A 16709-nucleotide genomic window follows, 5' to 3' on the forward strand; every position below is an offset into this window, starting at 1 on the left:
CATTCAGCAGGGGCGACGGAGTCAACTGCCCCCCCCTGGCACCAGATGCCGGCCCAAACGGTGCTGCAGGAACTCCATAGTGACAGGCAAGGGCTACCCCCACAGGAGGCAGCGGAACGCCTGGAGAAGCACGGTCCCAATCGGTTGGAGAATCAGCCGGGCGTCACCCCGCTCCAACGCCTGCTGCGCCAGTTCAACAACACCCTGATCTATGTCCTGCTGGCCGCCGCCGGCATTACCGCGCTGATGGAACACTGGCTGGATACCCAGGTCATCCTGGCGGTGGTCCTTCTGAACGTCATCATCGGCTTCCTGCAGGAAAACAAGGCCGAAAAGGCCCTGCGCGCGATCAGCGCCATGCTGGCGCCGAAGGCCGCCGTCATCCGCGGTGGCCAGCGCCGCAACCTGGCGGCGGAGGAACTGGTGCCCGGTGATATCGTCCTTCTGGAAACCGGTGAGCGCATTCCCGCCGACCTGCGCCTGCTGGACGTGAAGAACCTGCAGGTGCAGGAAGCCGCCCTGACCGGGGAGTCCGCACCCGTTGCCAAGGAAACCGCAGCCGTGGATGCCGACTGCCCCCTGGCCGAGCGAAGCTCCATGGGCTACGCCAGCACGCTGATCACCACTGGCCAGGCCACCGGGGTCGTCGTCGCGACGGGGGCGCGTAGCGAGATCGGGCGCATCGGACGCATGCTGTCCGAAGTGCAGAGCCTGACAACACCGCTGCTGCGGCAGATGGCGCATTTTGCTCACCTGCTAACCTTCCTGATCCTCTCGCTTTCGGCGCTGGTCTTTGCCTTCGGCTTCCTGGTCCGGGACTACGAGCTGGCCACCATCTTCATCTCGGTGGTCAGCCTGACCGTGGCCGCTATTCCCGAAGGCCTGCCTACAGTCCTGACCGTGACCCTGGCCATCGGCGTTCAGCGCATGGCCCGGCGCAATGCCATTATCCGGCACCTGCCCGCCGTCGAGACCCTGGGCGCACTTTCCGTCATCTGCTCGGACAAGACCGGCACGCTGACCTGCAACGAGATGACCCTGCGCACGCTGGAAACGGCGGACCACTGTCTGGAGATCTCGGGCACGGGTTATGAACCGGATGGAGCTTTCCATCACAATGGCCAGGAAGTGCAGGCCACGGATCACGGCGCCAGCCTGGAAGCCCTGCGCGCCGGCCTGCTGTGCAGCGATTCCGACCTGCACGAAGCGGACGAGGGCTGGAACGTCGGCGGCGACCCCATGGAAGGCGCCCTGCTCGTGGCCGCAGCCAAGGCGGGCCTGGACTATGGGCAGGAACGCAGCCGCCATCCGCGCCTGGACTACATCCCCTTCGATTCGGGCCGGCGTTACATGGCAACCCTGCACGGGGCCGACAACGGCCAGCCGGTGGTCTATGTGAAAGGCGCGCCCGAACGCATCCTGGAGATGTGCCGCAGCCAGCTGCAGGAAGAACAAGAGAAAACCTTCGACCCAGCGGCGTGGCATGACAGGGCGCACGAAATGGCCACGGCCGGCCAACGTGTCATCGCGCTGGCCCGCATGAACCCAAGCACCGGCACCGACAGCCTGGATGAAGGCGATCTGGAACAGGGCCTGGTCTTCCTTGGCCTGGCTGGCCTGATCGATCCGCCGCGCGACGAAGCCCTGAAGGCCGTGTCCGAGTGTCGCGAAGCGGGCATCAGCGTCAAGATGATCACCGGCGACCATCCGGCCACCGCACGGGCGATCGCCGAACAGTTCGGCCTGCCCAATACCCGGAAGGTCGTGACCGGGCGGGACCTTGACCAGTTGCCGGAAGAGGAGCTTGAGCAGGTCCTGGAAGAAAGCGACGTCTTTGCCCGCACGACGCCCGAGAACAAGCTGCGCCTGGTCGAGGCGTTGCAGGCCCAGGGCCGCATCGTTGCCATGACCGGCGACGGCGCCAACGATGCGCCGGCCCTGAAGCGCGCCGACGTCGGCATCGCCATGGGAAAGAAGGGCACCGAGGCCGCCCGCGAGGCCGCCGCCATGGTCCTGGCCGACGACAACTTCGCCTCCATCGCCCATGCCGTGCGCGAGGGCCGGACCGTCTACGACAACCTGAAGAAGGCGATCGCCTTTCTGTTGCCGGTGAATGGCGGGGAATCCCTGGGCATCGTGATCGCAATCCTGACCGGCGCCACCATGCCGGTCACGCCGCTTCAGATTCTCTGGGTCAACATGGTCAGCTCGATCGGGCTGGCCCTGGCGTTGGCCTTCGAGCCAACCGAACCCGATGTCATGAAACGCCCGCCACGCCCGGCGTCCGAACCCATCCTGTCGGGCTTTCTGGCCTGGCGCGTGCTGTTCGTGTCACTGCTGTTCCTGCTGGGAATCTACGGCATATTCGAATTGGCCATGCAGCGCGGCGCAGCCGTCGAGGAAGCACGCACCCTTGCCATCAACACCCTGGTGGTGATGGAGATCTTCTACCTCTTCTCCATCCGCTACTTGCACCGCACCTCCTTCAGTCTGAAAGGTCTGATGGGAACGCCCGCGGTCCTGCTGTCGGTGGCCGGCATCTTCCTGCTGCAGCTTCTGTTTACCTATGCCCCCTTCATGCAGGTGATCTTCGACACCCGGCCCGTTCGTTTTCAGGACGGCCTGTTGGTGATGGCCTGCGGCATTGGGCTGATGGTCATCCTGGAGGTCGAGAAGGCGGGCCGGCGCTGGTTGGTCCGGCGGACCTGACGGCAGCGACGGCCGTAGGCGAACCTGCAGCCTCCGGCCGTCCGGCACTGCACTGCCAGCGCCACCTGTCCGGCTACCCTGCCGTCTTGCTGCCCGGATCTTCAGCCTTGCTGCCGCGCGTCTGGCCCGTATCGGACACAGCCTGGCCAGGCGCAGCTTGAAGGCCGTCCATCATGCGCTGGCTCAGGCTCAGAAGCCGCCCGGTTTCGTCGATGTAATCTTCGCCCGCCGTTCTCATCCAACCCTGCTGCAGAGACACGACATCGTCCCAGTTTGCACAACTCGGCAGAGAGCGAAGCAGCTTGCTGTTCGTCTTCATGCGCCGGGCCGTAAAATCGGCCACTTCTCTCTGCCAAACGGCCATGTTCTTCAGGCAGGTGTCGGTCGCGCTCATCATGGCCTCCGTCATCTGGCCGTTCATGGCGGCCATCGCCTCGGCGGGATTCTCCGTCTCGCTCCCGGCTGTCTTGCTGTCCTTCTTCATCTGACTGTCATCCCTTGCTGTCTGTGTCGGTTCGGCCTGTCCATCCTTCAATTGCGGTGCAGGCCATAATAACGTCTCAGTGCGGAAATCCGCGCCTGGGCAATGTCCAGGCGCGCGGCAATTTCCGCATCGGGCAGGCCGGCTTCCATCAGGTCACGTGCCTGGCGAAACTGCGGAACCGTTGCATCGTCCGACAGGTCCGACGCGCGCGGCTCCGGCATTCGGGGATAGGGTGGAAAGGAAAAGGCGGTATCCGTCCGGCTTTTCATCCCGGCGTCTCCTCTCTGGGTTGGAGTGGTGGGTGCTGTTGATGAGACAGGTCAGTCAACCGACGAACGGTGTTTTCCATATGCCCGTGCTTCAGCATTTGATGCGGTTATAGAGGAGAGCTGCGGAAGGCTGCATTGACGCAGGTTAAGACCTGCCCGCTTTCCGTATCAGCCTGGGTCCCTGTCACCACGCAGGCGCTGGGCGGCGTCCTGCAGCAGACGGCGCACCGTCTCGTCATCGACCTGGTCGAAGCGCCGGTACCACAGGCTGACCGCACCCAGGTCCTGCGGCTGTTCCAGGATTACCGATCGATCCACCAGCCGTGCCAGCTCGGCAGCCACATCCGGCGCAGCCACAGGTACAGCCATCACCAATCCAGCCGGCTTCCGCGCGCCCAGGGCCTGCAAAGCAGCCATGGCCGTCAGGCCGGTCGCCACGCCGTCGTCCACCAGGATCACCTGGTGTCCTTCCAGGCTGCCGCTCCAGCCCTGGCCGCCGTAAAGACTTCGCCGCCGTGCAATCTCCTGACCCGCGCGCCGGGCTTCCGCCTCGATATGTGTTTCAGGGATCCCCAGCTGGCGGATCAGCGCCTCGTTGCGCAGCAGTTGCAGGTCAGCAGTCTCGTTTCCTGACGACGTTCCGACCTCTTGCTCCCCGGCATCCACCAGAGCGGCGACGGCCAGTTCCGGCTGACCCGGTACGCCGATCTTGCGTACCATCATCACACCCAGGGGCGCCTGCAACGCCTCGGCAATGACGGCCGCCACGGGCACTCCACCGCGCGGCAGAGCCAGCACCACCACGTCTTGTCCCTGCAGGTCCTGCAAGGCCTCGGCCAGGCGTGCGCCCGCCTCTTCACGGTCCTTGAACATCCTTCTCGCCTCCCAGGTTGTGAGGGCGCCACCAACCCAAAGCGACCGACCGCGTGGCTGCTCGCACAGCAGATGGGGATCAGAGGATCGTGCGGCGCCGCTGCCAATCGAAGTTGCGCTGCTGGATGCTTGGTTTCTTCTCGATCTCCTCGTAGCCCTCGATGGCCAGGGCTCGCGTCACCGTTCGCCCGTCATCGGAAAGGGGAAAGACCCCCAGGTCGTAGCGTGTCTGCAACTCGGAATCGAAGGGCCAGAGGGGCCGCGTATAGACCGGCACCTGCTCCCGCCAAACCCGCTGGTAGGTCCTCTGGAACTCACCTTCCAGCGACACGAACCCCAATTCGTCCAGATAGCGGCCGGTGAAATCGAAGCCGCTGACCTCGGCCACCTGGGTTCCAACCAGGCGATAGCGCACACGAAAGGGCTCGGGCTCGATATCCACCATCAGGATCGAGGGCAGCAGGTCGCGTAGATCCGCAGGGTCGATCTCGGCTCGGGTGGGCGCAAAACGCGCCCCGCGCAGCTCGTTCCAGTAATCGTGAACGTGCCGCACGCGTGCGCTTCTGACCGTGTAGAGCTCTGTTGCTATGCCCATCAACAACTGCTCCTGCATGGAAGTCCCGCACGCAGGCGGGGATCCTTCCAGGTTGAGGAACATCCTGTTCCCCCAAGATACAGTGTACGCCAGCAACACGCCTCACGCGAGTCTCCGAAAGGAGATGCCCATTTGGTGATGCGAGCACCCGGCCGGCTGCGGATATGGCGTGATGGATTTCCCCAACCCGAAGCTGTGATAGGCTGCCCCGGTCAGCGCCCTGGCACCAGGCATAACAAGGCGAACAAGATCGGGAGGGAAGCGCCGTGGAGCAGGAGTCCGAAAGCTACGGCAACTTCGACTACATCATCATCGGCGCCGGCTCGGCCGGCTGCGTGCTGGCCAACCGGCTCTCGGCCGACCCGGACAAGCGCGTGCTGCTGCTGGAGGCCGGCGGCCAGGACGACTGGATCTGGTTCCACATCCCCGTGGGCTACCTCTTCGCCATCGGCAACCCGCGCGCCGACTGGATGTTCCGCACCCAGGAGGACCCCGGGCTCAACGGGCGCAGCCTGGCTTACCCGCGCGGCAAGGTGATCGGCGGCTGTTCGGCCATCAACGCCATGATCTACATGCGCGGCCAGGCCCAGGACTATGACGGCTGGCGTCAGCAGGGCCTGCCCGGTTGGGGCTGGGACGATGTCCTGCCCTCTTTCCTGAAGATGGAGGACCACGTTCGGCCGATGAACGACCACCACCGCGCGGGCGGCGAGTGGCATGTGGACTATCCGCGCATGCGCTGGCAGATCCTGGACCGCGTGCAGGACGCCGCCGAAACACTCGGCATCCCCAGGGTCGAGGATTTCAACAGCGGCAACAACGAGGGCAGCAGCTATTTTCAGGTCAACCAGAAGCGTGGCCGTCGCTGGAGCGCGGCCCGTGGCTTCCTGAAACCCGTCCTCAAGCGCCCCAACCTGCAACTCGCCACCGAGGCCCAGGTCGAGCGCATCGAGATCGACGCCGAGCGCCGGGCCACGGGCGTGACCTTCTTGCGCGGCGGCAAGCGCTGGACCGCCCAGGCCACGGGCGAGGTGCTGCTCTCTGCCGGCTCCGTCTGCTCACCGCAGCTGCTCGAACTCTCGGGCATCGGCCATCCCAAGCACCTGGCCCAGCTGGGCATCGAGACCGTCCAGGCGGCCCCGGGCGTGGGCGAGAACCTGCAGGATCACCTGCAGCTTCGTCCTGTCTTCCGCGTGACGGGGGTGCGCACCCTGAACGAAGACTACCACCGCCCCTGGAAGCGCGCGCTGATGGGCCTGGATTACCTGCTGCGCCGGCGCGGACCACTGACCATGGCGCCCTCGCAGCTGGGCATCTTCACCCGCTCGTCACCGGAGCGGGAGACACCGGACCTGGAGTTCCACATCCAGCCCCTGTCCCTGGACAAGTTCGGTGACGCCCTGCACCGCTTTCCAGCCTTCACGGCCAGTGTGTGCAACCTGAACCCGACCAGCCGCGGGTCCATACATGCCGGCTCCGCCGACCCTCGGGACAAGCCGGTCATCCGCCCGAACTACCTGTCCACCGAACAGGATCGGCAGGTGGCGGTGAAGGCCCTGCGCCTGGCCCGGCAACTGGCGGCGGCCCCGCCCCTGGCCAAGTTCCAACCGCAGGAGATCAAGCCGGGCCCGAACCTGACCTCGGACGAAGAGCTCGCCAAAGCGGCCGGCGACATCGGCACCACCATCTTCCATCCCGTGGGCACCGTGAAGATGGGCCCCGACAGCGACCCCACGGCGGTCCTCGACGCGGAGCTGAAGGTGCGCGGCGTCCGCGGTCTGCGCGTCGTCGACGCCTCGGCCATGCCGACCATCACTTCGGGCAACACCAATTCGCCCACCATGATGATCGCCGAGAAGGCCGCCGAGATGATCCTGGCGGAGGGAAAGCAGGGCACCTGACAGAGCGCACGCGCCTCACCCCAGCACGAACATCCGCAGCGGCATCCAGAGCGCCATCAGGACCATCATCAGGTTCTCGGTCAGCGAGATGAAGCCCAGCGGCACCTTGCTGCTGCCGCCGACACAGGCGCATTTGAGTTCGCGCTTGTCGATATAGACCGCCTTGAAGACCGAGGCGGCGCCCACGGCCCCGATGAACAGCGCCAGCGGCGCCGCGATCCAGATGAGGACGCCGGCGATCATCAGGACGCCGGCTGCGGTCTCGGCAAAGGGATAGAAATAGGCGTAGCGCACCTGGCGCTGGGCCAGCAGGTCGTAGTTCAGGAACATCGTGCTGAAGCCCTCCACGTCCTGCAGTTTCTGCAGGCCCAGCAGGCACATGGAGATGGCGATGAAAAGCTCCAGCGTGCGCAGCGAAACGAGGGTGTCCAGGGCCACATGACTGACGGCCAGCGCCATCAGCAGGCCCAGCGAGAACAGCGCGATGATCGGCTTATAGCTGGTCTCGTCTTCCGCTTCCTCTGCGCTGTCCTTTCCCAGGTGCACGCGCAGTTCGTCATAGCCGCCGACACGCGCGCCGCCGATGAAGACCTGGGGCGTGGTCTCCACGTCATGCTTGTCCTGGAAGGCGTCCGTCTCTTCGCGCGTGGTGAGCCAGTGGTCCGCGACGGAATAGCCTGCGCGCTCCAGCAGGTCCTTGGCCTTCAGGCCGAAGGGACAGACATGATCCTCCATGACCATGCGATAGAGAGCGGCCTCTTGCGCGCCGCTGTCGTTGCGAGACTGTGCCATTGCTTCGTCTCCGAATCTGTCTTCAGGGGCGGCCGAGTCCTACCCCGTCAGCTGGCGGAACGGCCGCTCCTTACGAGTCCCTGTGGCACATGGGACCTCAGGGAACGCGAACAATAGGCTCCGGGGGCCACAGCCGAGCGGATTTCGTGACAATTGTAGGGATAGGGTGCGGCAAACAGCACACCCAGGGTTCAACTGATTTTCAGCACGTCGAAGAACAGGTTGACCATCACGCTGGACCTGTTCTGCAGGGCGAAGACGTATTCCGGGCGCTTGTCGGCCATTTCCAGGACGTTCAGCTTGCGGATCTGGTCCTGGCGGCTGGAGCCCTGCTCCCACATGAAGCCGATGCCCAGGTTGTTGGCCACGGCCTCGAAGACGCCGTCGCGTGTGTCCAGGATCATGGTCGGCCGCGGCGCCAGATCGACACTGCGGAAGGCCTTGTCCACCACGCGCTGGGTGGACGAGCCGGCGCTGCGGAAGATCAGGTGGTGGTTGGCCAGCTCGCGGCAGGACACCGCCTGGCGACGCGCCAGCGCGTGGTTGGGATGCACCAGGGCCACGACTCCCTGGTTCAGGCAGACCTGGCGGCGGAAGCGCCCGTCGTCGGGCACGTCCGGCAGGATGGCCACGTCCACGCGCTGGTCCACCACGGCGTTCAGGATGCGACTCCAGCTGCCCATCTCGACCTGCACCTGCACCCCCGGATAGGCCCGCTGGAAGGCACCGATATAGGTCATGCCCGGCATCGAGTTGCCCAGGCCGATGCGCAGCTGCCCCTCCTTCAGTTCGCGGTGCTGCATCAGGATGCGGGTCGCCTCGCTCTCGCGCTCCTGCATGCTGGCGGTCACGGCATACAGCCGCTGGCACAGGGCCGTGGGGTTCAGGCCGTTGCCCCGCCGGTCGAACAGCTGCACCGAAAAATCCCGTTCCAGATCACGCACCAGCTGGGCCACCGAAGGCTGCGAGATTTCCAGCCGCTTGGCGGCGGCGGAGAAACTGCCGGTCTCGTAAACGGCATTCAGGGCGCGGATGCGCGCGGATGTCAGGGCCATGATGGATGCAATCCCGGCGGGTGAAGTGAAAGGCACCTCTGCCTGAAGGTTTTACCTATATCTGTAATAGAGCTGTCAAGCCTGAGCTTTAGGGTCCCCGAAACTTCAAGGAGATCGTGAACGCCATGGCGCGAGTGCACCTCAAGGATATTCGAAAATCCTTCGGCGATACGCAGGTCCTGACCGGTGTGGGTCTGGACATCGCCGACGGAGAATTCATCTCGCTCGTCGGCCCCTCGGGCTGCGGCAAGTCCACCCTGCTGCGCATCATCGCCGGGTTGGAAAGCCAGGACAGCGGCCGGATCGAGATCGGCGACCGCCGCGTGGACGGGATGCGCGCAGCCGATCGCAACCTCTCCATGGTCTTCCAGTCCTATGCGCTCTATCCACACCTCAGCGCCGGCGAGAACATCGCCGTACCGCTGAACATGCGCCAGCTGAACGGCCTGCAGCGCCTGCCCGTTGTCGGTTCCTTCATGCCCGGCGCGAAAGGGCACCGCCGCGCCATCCGCGAACAGGTCGCGCGCGCCGCCGAGATGCTGGACATCACCCACCTGCTGGGCCGCAAGCCCGGGCAGCTTTCGGGCGGCCAGCGCCAGCGCGTCGCCGTGGGCCGCGCCCTGGTGCGCGAACCGGCGGCCTTCCTGCTGGACGAGCCGCTGTCCAACCTGGACGCCAAGCTTCGCGTGCACATGCGCGCCGAGATCGCCCAGCTGCACCGCTGGCTCGGCGCCACCTTCATCTATGTCACCCACGACCAGGTCGAGGCCATGACCATGTCCGACCGCATCGCCGTCATGCTGGACGGCGAGCTGCTGCAGGTCGGCGCCCCCAGCGAGGTCTACGAGCGCCCGGCCGACATCCGCGTGGCTGAGTTCATCGGCTCGCCCAAGATCAACATCCTGCCCTGCGAAACCACAGCGGACGGCAGCATCTCCTGCCTGGGCGCGGCCACACGCCTGGCGGTGCGCGGAGCCGAAGTCCAGGCCAGCCAGCTCGGGGTTCGCCCGGAAAGCCTCCACCTCTCCCCCGCGCCGGCGGACTTCACGGGCGAGATCCTGCATCTGGAGAACCTTGGCCCGGAACTTTATGTCCAGCTGCGCCTGCAGGGCTGCGATGCACCGACGACCCTGCGCGCAGATGCAACCCTGCTGCCCGAGCTGGCCGTGGGCCAATCCGTGCATCTGGGTTTCCGCCGGGATCGCGCCCTGGCCTTCGACGCCGAGGGCAAGGCCGTGGAAACGCGCCAGTTGGACCGTCCTGCCGGGATCGAACCCGACCTGGGCGCGGAAAGGCGGGCCGCCCATGTCTGAAGCCATCCTGAAGCCCCATTCCATGATCTCCCGGCTTGCGGGACCGGCTGCCCGCAGCGACACGCCGGAAGCCAGCCGCGCGCGCACCGGGGTTCTCTTCACCCTGCCGGCCATCGTCCTGATGCTGCTGATCCTGATCGTGCCCATCCTGTTGGCGGCTACGCTGTCCTTTACCGACTACAGTCTGGGCCGCTCCGGCTTCGACTGGGTCGGGGTACAGAACTACGAGCACCTGCTCTCGCGCTCGGCCTACCGCTCTATGTTCGTGGCCACGCTGACCTATGTCTTCGTGGTGGTCCCGGCCTCGGTGGGGCTGGGGCTCGGCGCCGCGCTGCTGATCTCGTCGCTGCGCGTCGGCGGCGATGTCTACAAGACCATCTATTTCCTGCCGGTCATGGCGGCCCTGCTGGCCATGGCCATCGTCTGGGAATTTGCCCTGCACCCCACACTCGGCATCATCAACGCAACCCTGGCCTCCGGGTGCGATATCGGCTGGCTGCGCGGTCTGCTGACCGGCGCCTGGCTCGGCCTGGACCCGGCCGCCAGCTGGTACGGCCAGGGCTGCGCCGACGGCTTCCCGCTGTGGCTGGGCGACCGCGACTACGCCATCTGGACACTCTGCTTCATCGGCATCTGGCAAGCCTTCGGCTTCAACATGGTGCTCTACCTGGCCGGGCTGACCGGCATCCCGCGCGAACTCTACCACGCCGCCGAGATGGACGGCGCCAAGTCGGGGTGGGAGCGCTTCCGCCTCGTGACCTGGCCCAAGCTGGGGCCGACCACGGTCTTCTTGGTCACCATCACCTCGATCCGCTCGTTCCAGGTCTTCGACCAGGTCGAGGCGCTGACCAGCGGCGGCCCCGCGAAGAGCACCTACGTCATGATGTACGCCATCTACGAAAAGGCCATCCAGCAGAACCTGATCGGCATCGGCGCGGCCGTCACCATGGTCTTCCTGGGCTTCGTCCTGCTGATGACCCTCATCCAGCGCCACCTCGTCGAACGCAAGGTGCACTACTCATGACCATCCATCGCTTCTCCACCGGCGAGACCCTCAAGCACGTCGTCCTGATTCTGGGCGCCGTGGTGGTCCTGTTGCCCTTCTACCTGATGGTCTCCACATCCCTGAAGGCGCCGCACGAGATCGAGACCAACCGGGGCGGCTTCCTCGGCCAGCAGGAACTGATGGTCGACGAGGCCTGCGTGCGCCGGGGCAACGCGGAAGCGGACTGCCGGCAGCGGCCCTTCGTCCACAACTACACCCAGGCCTTCGAGGAGGCGCCGCTGCTGCGCTACCTGCTGAACGGCGTCATCGTCACCGTCTCGATCTTCGTCATCCAGGTGATCGTTGCCCTGCCCTGCGCCTATGCGCTGGCCAAGCTCAGGTTCCGGGGGCGCAACCTGATCTTCGGTGCGGTCATTGTCTGCCTGCTGATCCCCGTCCATGCCATCGCACTGCCGCTCTACATCGGGCTGGCCAAGGCGGGCCTGACCAACAGCTACGCCGCACTCATCATACCCTGGACCATCTCGGCCTTCGGCATCTTCCTGATGCGCCAGTTCTTCATGACGGTGCCCGACGACCTGATCGACGCCGCGCGCATGGACGGCATGAGCGAGTTTGCCATCGTCTGGCGCGTCATGCTGCCGGCCGCCATCCCGGCCCTGCTAGCCTTCGCCATCTTCTCGGTGGTGGCCCACTGGAACGACTACTTCTGGCCACGAATCGTCATCACCAGCAGCCAGGAACTCTTCACCCCGCCGCTGGGCCTGCGCGAGTTCAAGGGCGAAATGGCCGACCACGCCTATGGCCCGATGATGGCCACGGCCACGATCATCGTCACCCCGCTGATCGTCGCCTTCCTGCTGGCCCAGCGCCGCTTCATCGAGGGAATCACGCTCAGCGGCATGAAATAGCAACAGCAGAACAGGGTCCGGGCCGCCCCGCCGGGCGGACCGGACCCCCACGCCCCGCATCAGGGGCACACACCGGACGGGGCGGCAGACGCTTCGAGAGAACCGCCCCGCCCAGCACTGAGGAAAGAAGGATAGAACCATGAAACGCTTACTGTCCACGGCCGCACTTGCCCTGTGCATTTCGGCTCCCGCCCAGGCGACCGAGATCGATGTCGCCTATGCCTACTCCTCGCTCTTCGATCCTACCTTCGAAGAAATCATGGAGGCCTTTAACGAAGAGCATCCCGACATCACGGTCAACTTCCGCACCACCTACGAGGCGTACGAGGACGGCACCAACACCGTCCTGCGCGAGGCCGTCTCCGGCGACCTGCCGGACGTCACCCTGCAGGGCCTGAACCGCCAGGCCATCCTGGTGGACCGTGGCATCGCCAGGTCACTGGAGCCCTTCATCGAAGAGGAATCGGATTTCCAGAAGGATGGCTATCACGAAGCCATGCTGGATCTCTCCACCTTCGACGGCGAGGTCTACGGCCTGCCCTTCGCGGTCTCCACGCCCATCGGCTACTACAACATGGACATCCTGAAGGAAGCCGGCGTCGAAGAGATACCCGAGACCTGGGACGGCATCGTCGAGGTCTGCCAGAAGATCAACGCCAACACCGATCACGAGGCGATCTTCTGGTACTGGAACATCACCGGCAACTGGTTCCTGCAGTCGCTGCTGTGGAGCCAGGGCGAGCCCACCATCGAGGACGGCCGCTTCAACTTCGACAACGAGGCCGGCCTGAAGAGCCTCGAGACCATGAAGAGCATCTTCGACGGCTGCGAGATGAAGAACTATTCCAATGCCGATGCCCGCAAGTCCTTCTCGTCCGGGCAGATCGGCATGTACTTCACCTCCACCTCCTCCGTCGGCTTCGTGGACAGCAACAAGACCGGCGACTGGACCTTCCGCACCGCCCCCTTCCAGGGCATCGACGGCCCGCCGGAAGCCCTGCCGGCCGGCGGCAACGCGGCGATGCTCGTCTCCGACAGCGAGGATCCCGAAGTGCTCCAGGCCGCCTGGACCTTCGTGAAGTTCATCACCTCCGGCCAGGGTGCGGCCGCCGTGGCACGCACCACGGGCTACATTCCGCCCAACAAGGCCGCCAACGAAGAGATCCTGGTGGACTTCTACGAGGAGAATCCGAACAAGGAAACGGCGGTCAAGCAGCTGCCCCTGCTGTCCGAGTGGTTCGCCTATCCGGGCGACAACGGCCTGGCCATCACCCAGACCATCGAGGACCGCATGGAATCCATCCTGGTCGGCGACGCCGAGGACATGAAGGCCCTGCAGCAGCAGATGGTGGACGAAGTGAACGAGCTGCTTCCCGAGCCGGAAGACTCCTGATCCATCCATCCAACACCCGGCGGGGGTGCGTCCAGGCGGACGCCCCCGCCTCCTTCCCTCCGGGCACGCAATGCCCTTAAAGGAGTGCTTCCATGACCCAGGCTCTCGCTCTCACCTTCCTGATCCTGACCGACACCCATTTCGTCCCGCCGGGCGGGCGCCTCTATGGCCTCGACCCGCAGGCCCGGCTGCAGGCGGCCATCGACTGCATCAACCGGGACCATCCGGACCTGGACTTCGTCATCATCACCGGCGACCTGGCCCATCTCGGCGAACCCGCTGCCTATCGCAGCCTCTCCGAAACGCTGGCGGGCCTGCAGGTGCCGGTCCTGCTGCTGCTGGGCAATCACGACAGCCGGCCCGACTTCATCGAGGCCTTCCCCGAAGCCCCGCGCGACCGCGATGGCTTCCTGCAGCTGGTGCGCAGCTATCCGGCGGCAACCGTCATCACGCTGGACACTTTGGACGAGGAAACCCGGGGCGGCCACGGCGTGCTCTGCGAACGGCGCCGCGACTTCCTGGCCCAGGCCCTGCGCAGTGCGCCCACCGACCGGCCCGTCCTGCTGTTCCAGCACCATCCGCCCTTCGACAGCGGCATGCCGCACATGGATCGCATCAAGCTGGTGAACGGGCCCGAACAGCAGGCGGTGTTCGCAGACGTGGGACGCAAGCCCGACCACCTCTTCATGGGTCACCTGCACCGGCCCATCTCGGGCACCTGGCAGGGCATTCCCTTCCAGGTCCTGCGTTCGCTGAACCACCAGGTGGCCTTCGACCTGGACCGCGCGGACCACATCCCCGGCACCCACGAGGCGCCCGACTATGCCCTGGTCAGGGTCCAGAACGGCCAAATCCTCGTGCACCAGCGCTCGTTCCTCTATGAGGGGCCGCTCTATTCGCTCCAGGATCCGACAGCCGTGGCGGCGCGCGCGCCGGAAGAGCTCGCCGCCCAGTGAGCGAGAAATCCGTGAGAGAAGCCGATATCCCTCACCACGAGCAGAGGCTGGGCCCCGAGCAGAGGCTGGGCGCGCGGATCGACCTCGACCGCTACCGCGCCTTCCTCTGCGACCTGGACGGCTGCCTGGTCTCCGGACAGACCGTCCTGCCCGGCGCCCGGGCCTTCGTCGACTACGCCGGCGAACGCCTGCATCTCTTCAGCAACAATTCCACCGACACGCCCGAAACGCTCAGCGAACGCCTGCGCGCCCTGGACCTGGCCATCCCGCCCGAGCGCATCCTCCTGGCCGGCACCGCCAGCCTGGACCACCTGGCCGAGACCGCGCCCGGTGCCGCCGTGGCGCTCTACGGCACCCCGGCCCTGCACCGCTATGCCCAGGCACGCGGCCTGCACCTGACCGACGACCGCCCCAGCCACGTGGTGCTCACCCGCGACCCCGGCTTCACCTATGACGACCTCAACCGGATCATCCGCCAGCTCGCCCAGGGCGCGCAACTGATCGTCACCAATCCCGACCGCACGCACCCGGGCGCCGACGGCCTGCCGGTGGCCGAGACCGGCGCCCTGCTGGCCGCCCTGCGCGCCTGCCAGCCCAAGCTGACCTGCCAGGTGATCGGCAAGCCCGAGCCCCTGCTCTACCGCATCGCCCTGGACCGCCTGCAGCTGCCCGCCAGGGACATACTCGCGATCGGGGACAACCCGGCGACCGATGGCCTGGGGGCGCGACGTGCGGGGATGGCGGTGGCGTTGGTTGGGAAAGGTGATGAAGAAGATATTAGGAGACTTGGGAGTCTAACTAGCCTCACAGCTTGTGTGTAATCCTGTTGTGTTGGGTCTTACTTTCGTTGTATCTTTTTCCTAATGCAGAATTAAGGTTAGAAATGCACCAACCACATATATATTTTACTTGATAATGGTACACTAAAGAAGAAGGTGGAAAATGAACCGCCTTGGTTTCACGGAACCCATTTTAGTGGTGTGCCCGGCCATAGCAGATTGATCCCGCATGGCTTAATAACAAAAATTCTTGGCTCTCCTCATTAGTATTCGTACTATAAATTAGTACCTTTGTGGCTGCCCCGAAATGTTTTGCATGAGTTCAGGCTCTTGCGAGCCACCTGACAAGGAGCTGGACGCTGGCGAGATAGTGTCAGGTTTCGGCATGGGCGATAGCGTTCTCGAAATCTCTGGCGAGGCGACGATTGCGATTGAGTCAAGCCAAGGTCCGCTCGACCACCCAGCGCCGGAGCAAGACCTCGAAGCCGGAGGCGCTATCACTGCGACGTAAGATCTTGAGGATCCACCGCCTCAGGCGCTCGAGCACGCCCCTGAGCTTCGCCCCGCCATAGACGGCATCGGCGAACAGATGGCGCAGTCAAGGAATAGGCGGCGTGCGCGCCAGCGAGCAGGTCGGGCGCGCCGACCCGGTTCTGGATAGCGGCACTGTGGACGATACCGGAGACCAGCATGTCGCCGGTACCGTTCAAGATATGACGTTACGGCACTTCTTCAACTTCTTGCCGGTGTCGAAGCCACGAATGCTGCCGATTTCGGTGAGCTTGACCGACTGACTATCGATGATCCCGACGCTCGGGCAGGCGTTGCGGCTCTCGGCCTCCCGAACAGCTATGACTAGAAGATGATTGATGGTTTGCCAGATCCTATCATCGTGCCAAACGTAGAAACAGTGCTGCACCGGTGATCCCGCGGCGGCGGCCACCGCAGGCAGCCCCCACGTAGTATGTAGAAGCTCATGGTGACCACCTCACTTAGGGCAGGCTACACGCGGTCGCCCAAGCGCCCGCAGGTCTGGCAGCTTCGGGCGATCAGTTCCCATGCGGCATCGGTGACGTCACTTGCATACTGCACGTCTCTGCGGTCATACTTCGCGCGGGTGTTTTCAGTCCACTTCTTGCGGCTCCATCAGTTGCTTGACATAACTGGGTAATCACAAGGGACTGAAAATAGCTTAACTCTTTTCGGGCCAAACACTAACCTGAAGTGAATAGGACGCTTCTAAATATAGTGGGATTTTTTATGGATTTTGTATCCAAAGAAAAGCGCAGCAAAATTATGCGCGGGGTCAAGCAAGAAAACACTAAGCCTGAAATATTAGTTAGACGTATAATTCATAGTTCTGGTTATAGATTTCGCCTTCACCGAAAAGATCTCCCAGGAAGACCCGACATTGTTCTTCCAAAATACCAATTAGCAATATTCGTTCACGGTTGTTTTTGGCATCAACACGATGGCTGTCACGATGACAGGATGCCCACATCAAATACTGAATATTGGACCCAAAAGCTTCAGCGAAACAAAGAACGAGACAAAGAAAAATTTGAAAATCTTAAAGATAAGGGATGGAATGTATTAATTATTTGGGAGTGCGAAACAAAAAATACAGAGATAGTTTATAAAAAAATAAATAAATATATAAAAATTTAATTAGG

General features: G+C 64.0%; 15 protein-coding genes and 1 pseudogene. 9 read left to right on the plus strand and 7 right to left on the minus strand.

What is annotated here, in order from left to right:
• Positions 1–45 precede the first annotated feature (45 nt).
• A complete protein-coding gene (locus G502_RS0109300) occupies positions 46–2709 on the plus strand; it encodes a cation-transporting P-type ATPase (protein ID WP_022728399.1) in 2664 nt (887 codons plus the stop codon).
• 73 nt (positions 2710–2782) lie between these two features.
• Here the strand turns inward: G502_RS0109300 and G502_RS0109305 are convergent, their stop codons facing one another.
• The 4 genes from G502_RS0109305 to G502_RS21420 form a co-directional block, all read right to left on the minus strand.
• Positions 2783–3193 (minus strand): phasin family protein, encoded by a 411-nt coding sequence (locus G502_RS0109305; RefSeq protein WP_022728400.1) that lies wholly within the window; start codon positions 3191–3193, stop codon positions 2783–2785.
• A 47-nt stretch (positions 3194–3240) separates the two neighbouring features.
• A complete protein-coding gene (locus tag G502_RS0109310) occupies positions 3241–3462 on the minus strand; it encodes a helix-turn-helix domain-containing protein (RefSeq protein WP_022728401.1) in 222 nt (73 codons plus the stop codon).
• A 168-nt stretch (positions 3463–3630) separates the two neighbouring features.
• Positions 3631–4335: a phosphoribosyltransferase gene (locus G502_RS0109315; protein ID WP_022728402.1), complete on the minus strand. Its 705-nt coding sequence runs from the start codon at positions 4333–4335 to the stop codon at positions 3631–3633.
• 79 nt (positions 4336–4414) lie between these two features.
• A complete protein-coding gene (locus G502_RS21420; protein WP_162140964.1) occupies positions 4415–4930 on the minus strand; it encodes a PAS domain-containing protein in 516 nt (171 codons plus the stop codon).
• Positions 4931–5196: 266 nt separating this feature from the next.
• On the opposite strand from G502_RS21420, the gene G502_RS0109325 reads away from it, so the two are divergent.
• Positions 5197–6831 (plus strand): GMC family oxidoreductase, encoded by a 1635-nt coding sequence (locus tag G502_RS0109325; protein ID WP_022728404.1) that lies wholly within the window; start codon positions 5197–5199, stop codon positions 6829–6831.
• Positions 6832–6846: 15 nt separating this feature from the next.
• On the opposite strand, the gene G502_RS0109330 is transcribed toward G502_RS0109325, so the two are convergent.
• Together G502_RS0109330 and G502_RS0109335 are read right to left on the minus strand one after the other, a co-directional pair.
• A complete protein-coding gene (locus tag G502_RS0109330) occupies positions 6847–7623 on the minus strand; it encodes a glutaredoxin family protein (protein WP_022728405.1) in 777 nt (258 codons plus the stop codon).
• 191 nt (positions 7624–7814) lie between these two features.
• Positions 7815–8678, minus strand: coding sequence for a LysR family transcriptional regulator (locus G502_RS0109335; RefSeq protein WP_022728406.1), 864 nt, complete (start codon positions 8676–8678; stop codon positions 7815–7817).
• 125 nt (positions 8679–8803) lie between these two features.
• Here G502_RS0109335 and G502_RS0109340 point away from each other — a divergent pair, with 125 nt between their 5' ends.
• The 6 genes from G502_RS0109340 to G502_RS19475 all read left to right on the plus strand — a co-directional run bounded on the left by G502_RS0109340 (position 8804) and on the right by G502_RS19475 (position 15078).
• Positions 8804–9991, plus strand: coding sequence for an ABC transporter ATP-binding protein (locus G502_RS0109340; protein ID WP_022728407.1), 1188 nt, complete (start codon positions 8804–8806; stop codon positions 9989–9991).
• On the plus strand, positions 9984–11015 hold the full coding sequence (locus G502_RS0109345) for a carbohydrate ABC transporter permease (protein WP_022728408.1): 1032 nt from the start codon (positions 9984–9986) through the stop codon (positions 11013–11015). Before G502_RS0109340 ends, G502_RS0109345 begins: the two co-directional genes overlap by 8 nt.
• A complete protein-coding gene (locus tag G502_RS0109350; RefSeq protein WP_022728409.1) occupies positions 11012–11908 on the plus strand; it encodes a carbohydrate ABC transporter permease in 897 nt (298 codons plus the stop codon). Before G502_RS0109345 ends, G502_RS0109350 begins: the two co-directional genes overlap by 4 nt.
• 139 nt (positions 11909–12047) lie before the next feature.
• Positions 12048–13301, plus strand: coding sequence for an ABC transporter substrate-binding protein (locus tag G502_RS0109355; protein ID WP_022728410.1), 1254 nt, complete (start codon positions 12048–12050; stop codon positions 13299–13301).
• A 92-nt stretch (positions 13302–13393) separates the two neighbouring features.
• On the plus strand, positions 13394–14257 hold the full coding sequence (locus G502_RS0109360; protein ID WP_022728411.1) for a phosphodiesterase: 864 nt from the start codon (positions 13394–13396) through the stop codon (positions 14255–14257).
• A complete protein-coding gene (locus G502_RS19475; protein WP_022728412.1) occupies positions 14254–15078 on the plus strand; it encodes an HAD-IIA family hydrolase in 825 nt (274 codons plus the stop codon). The genes G502_RS0109360 and G502_RS19475 overlap by 4 nt, the downstream gene beginning before the upstream one ends.
• Positions 15079–15409: 331 nt before the next feature.
• Here the strand turns inward: G502_RS19475 and G502_RS22435 are convergent.
• Positions 15410–16128: pseudogene (locus G502_RS22435) on the minus strand (IS5 family transposase).
• Positions 16129–16296: 168 nt separating this feature from the next.
• Between G502_RS22435 and G502_RS21995 the strand changes: the two are divergent.
• Complete coding sequence (locus tag G502_RS21995; RefSeq protein WP_022728415.1) at positions 16297–16704, plus strand: very short patch repair endonuclease; 408 nt, start codon at positions 16297–16299, stop codon at positions 16702–16704.
• Positions 16705–16709 lie beyond the last annotated feature (5 nt).

Origin of the sequence: Fodinicurvata sediminis DSM 21159 (genome assembly GCF_000420625.1) — a bacterium.
GTDB classification, from domain to species: Bacteria; Pseudomonadota; Alphaproteobacteria; order Kiloniellales; family DSM-21159; genus Fodinicurvata; species Fodinicurvata sediminis.

What these genes read in the sequence shown, in the direction of transcription:
- G502_RS0109300 (WP_022728399.1), top strand. Translation starts at nt 46, where the DNA reads ATGCCGGCCCAAACGGTGCTGCAGGAACTCCATAGTGACAGGCAAGGG.
- G502_RS0109305 (WP_022728400.1), bottom strand. Translation starts at nt 3,193, where the DNA reads ATGAAGAAGGACAGCAAGACAGCCGGGAGCGAGACGGAGAATCCCGCC.
- G502_RS0109310 (WP_022728401.1), bottom strand. Translation starts at nt 3,462, where the DNA reads ATGAAAAGCCGGACGGATACCGCCTTTTCCTTTCCACCCTATCCCCGA.
- G502_RS0109315 (WP_022728402.1), bottom strand. Translation starts at nt 4,335, where the DNA reads ATGTTCAAGGACCGTGAAGAGGCGGGCGCACGCCTGGCCGAGGCCTTG.
- G502_RS21420 (WP_162140964.1), bottom strand. Translation starts at nt 4,930, where the DNA reads ATGGGCATAGCAACAGAGCTCTACACGGTCAGAAGCGCACGCGTGCGG.
- G502_RS0109330 (WP_022728405.1), bottom strand. Translation starts at nt 7,623, where the DNA reads ATGGCACAGTCTCGCAACGACAGCGGCGCGCAAGAGGCCGCTCTCTAT.
- G502_RS0109335 (WP_022728406.1), bottom strand. Translation starts at nt 8,678, where the DNA reads ATGGCCCTGACATCCGCGCGCATCCGCGCCCTGAATGCCGTTTACGAG.
- G502_RS0109340 (WP_022728407.1), top strand. Translation starts at nt 8,804, where the DNA reads ATGGCGCGAGTGCACCTCAAGGATATTCGAAAATCCTTCGGCGATACG.
- G502_RS0109345 (WP_022728408.1), top strand. Translation starts at nt 9,984, where the DNA reads ATGTCTGAAGCCATCCTGAAGCCCCATTCCATGATCTCCCGGCTTGCG.
- G502_RS0109350 (WP_022728409.1), top strand. Translation starts at nt 11,012, where the DNA reads ATGACCATCCATCGCTTCTCCACCGGCGAGACCCTCAAGCACGTCGTC.
- G502_RS0109355 (WP_022728410.1), top strand. Translation starts at nt 12,048, where the DNA reads ATGAAACGCTTACTGTCCACGGCCGCACTTGCCCTGTGCATTTCGGCT.
- G502_RS0109360 (WP_022728411.1), top strand. Translation starts at nt 13,394, where the DNA reads ATGACCCAGGCTCTCGCTCTCACCTTCCTGATCCTGACCGACACCCAT.
- G502_RS21995 (WP_022728415.1), top strand. Translation starts at nt 16,297, where the DNA reads ATGGATTTTGTATCCAAAGAAAAGCGCAGCAAAATTATGCGCGGGGTC.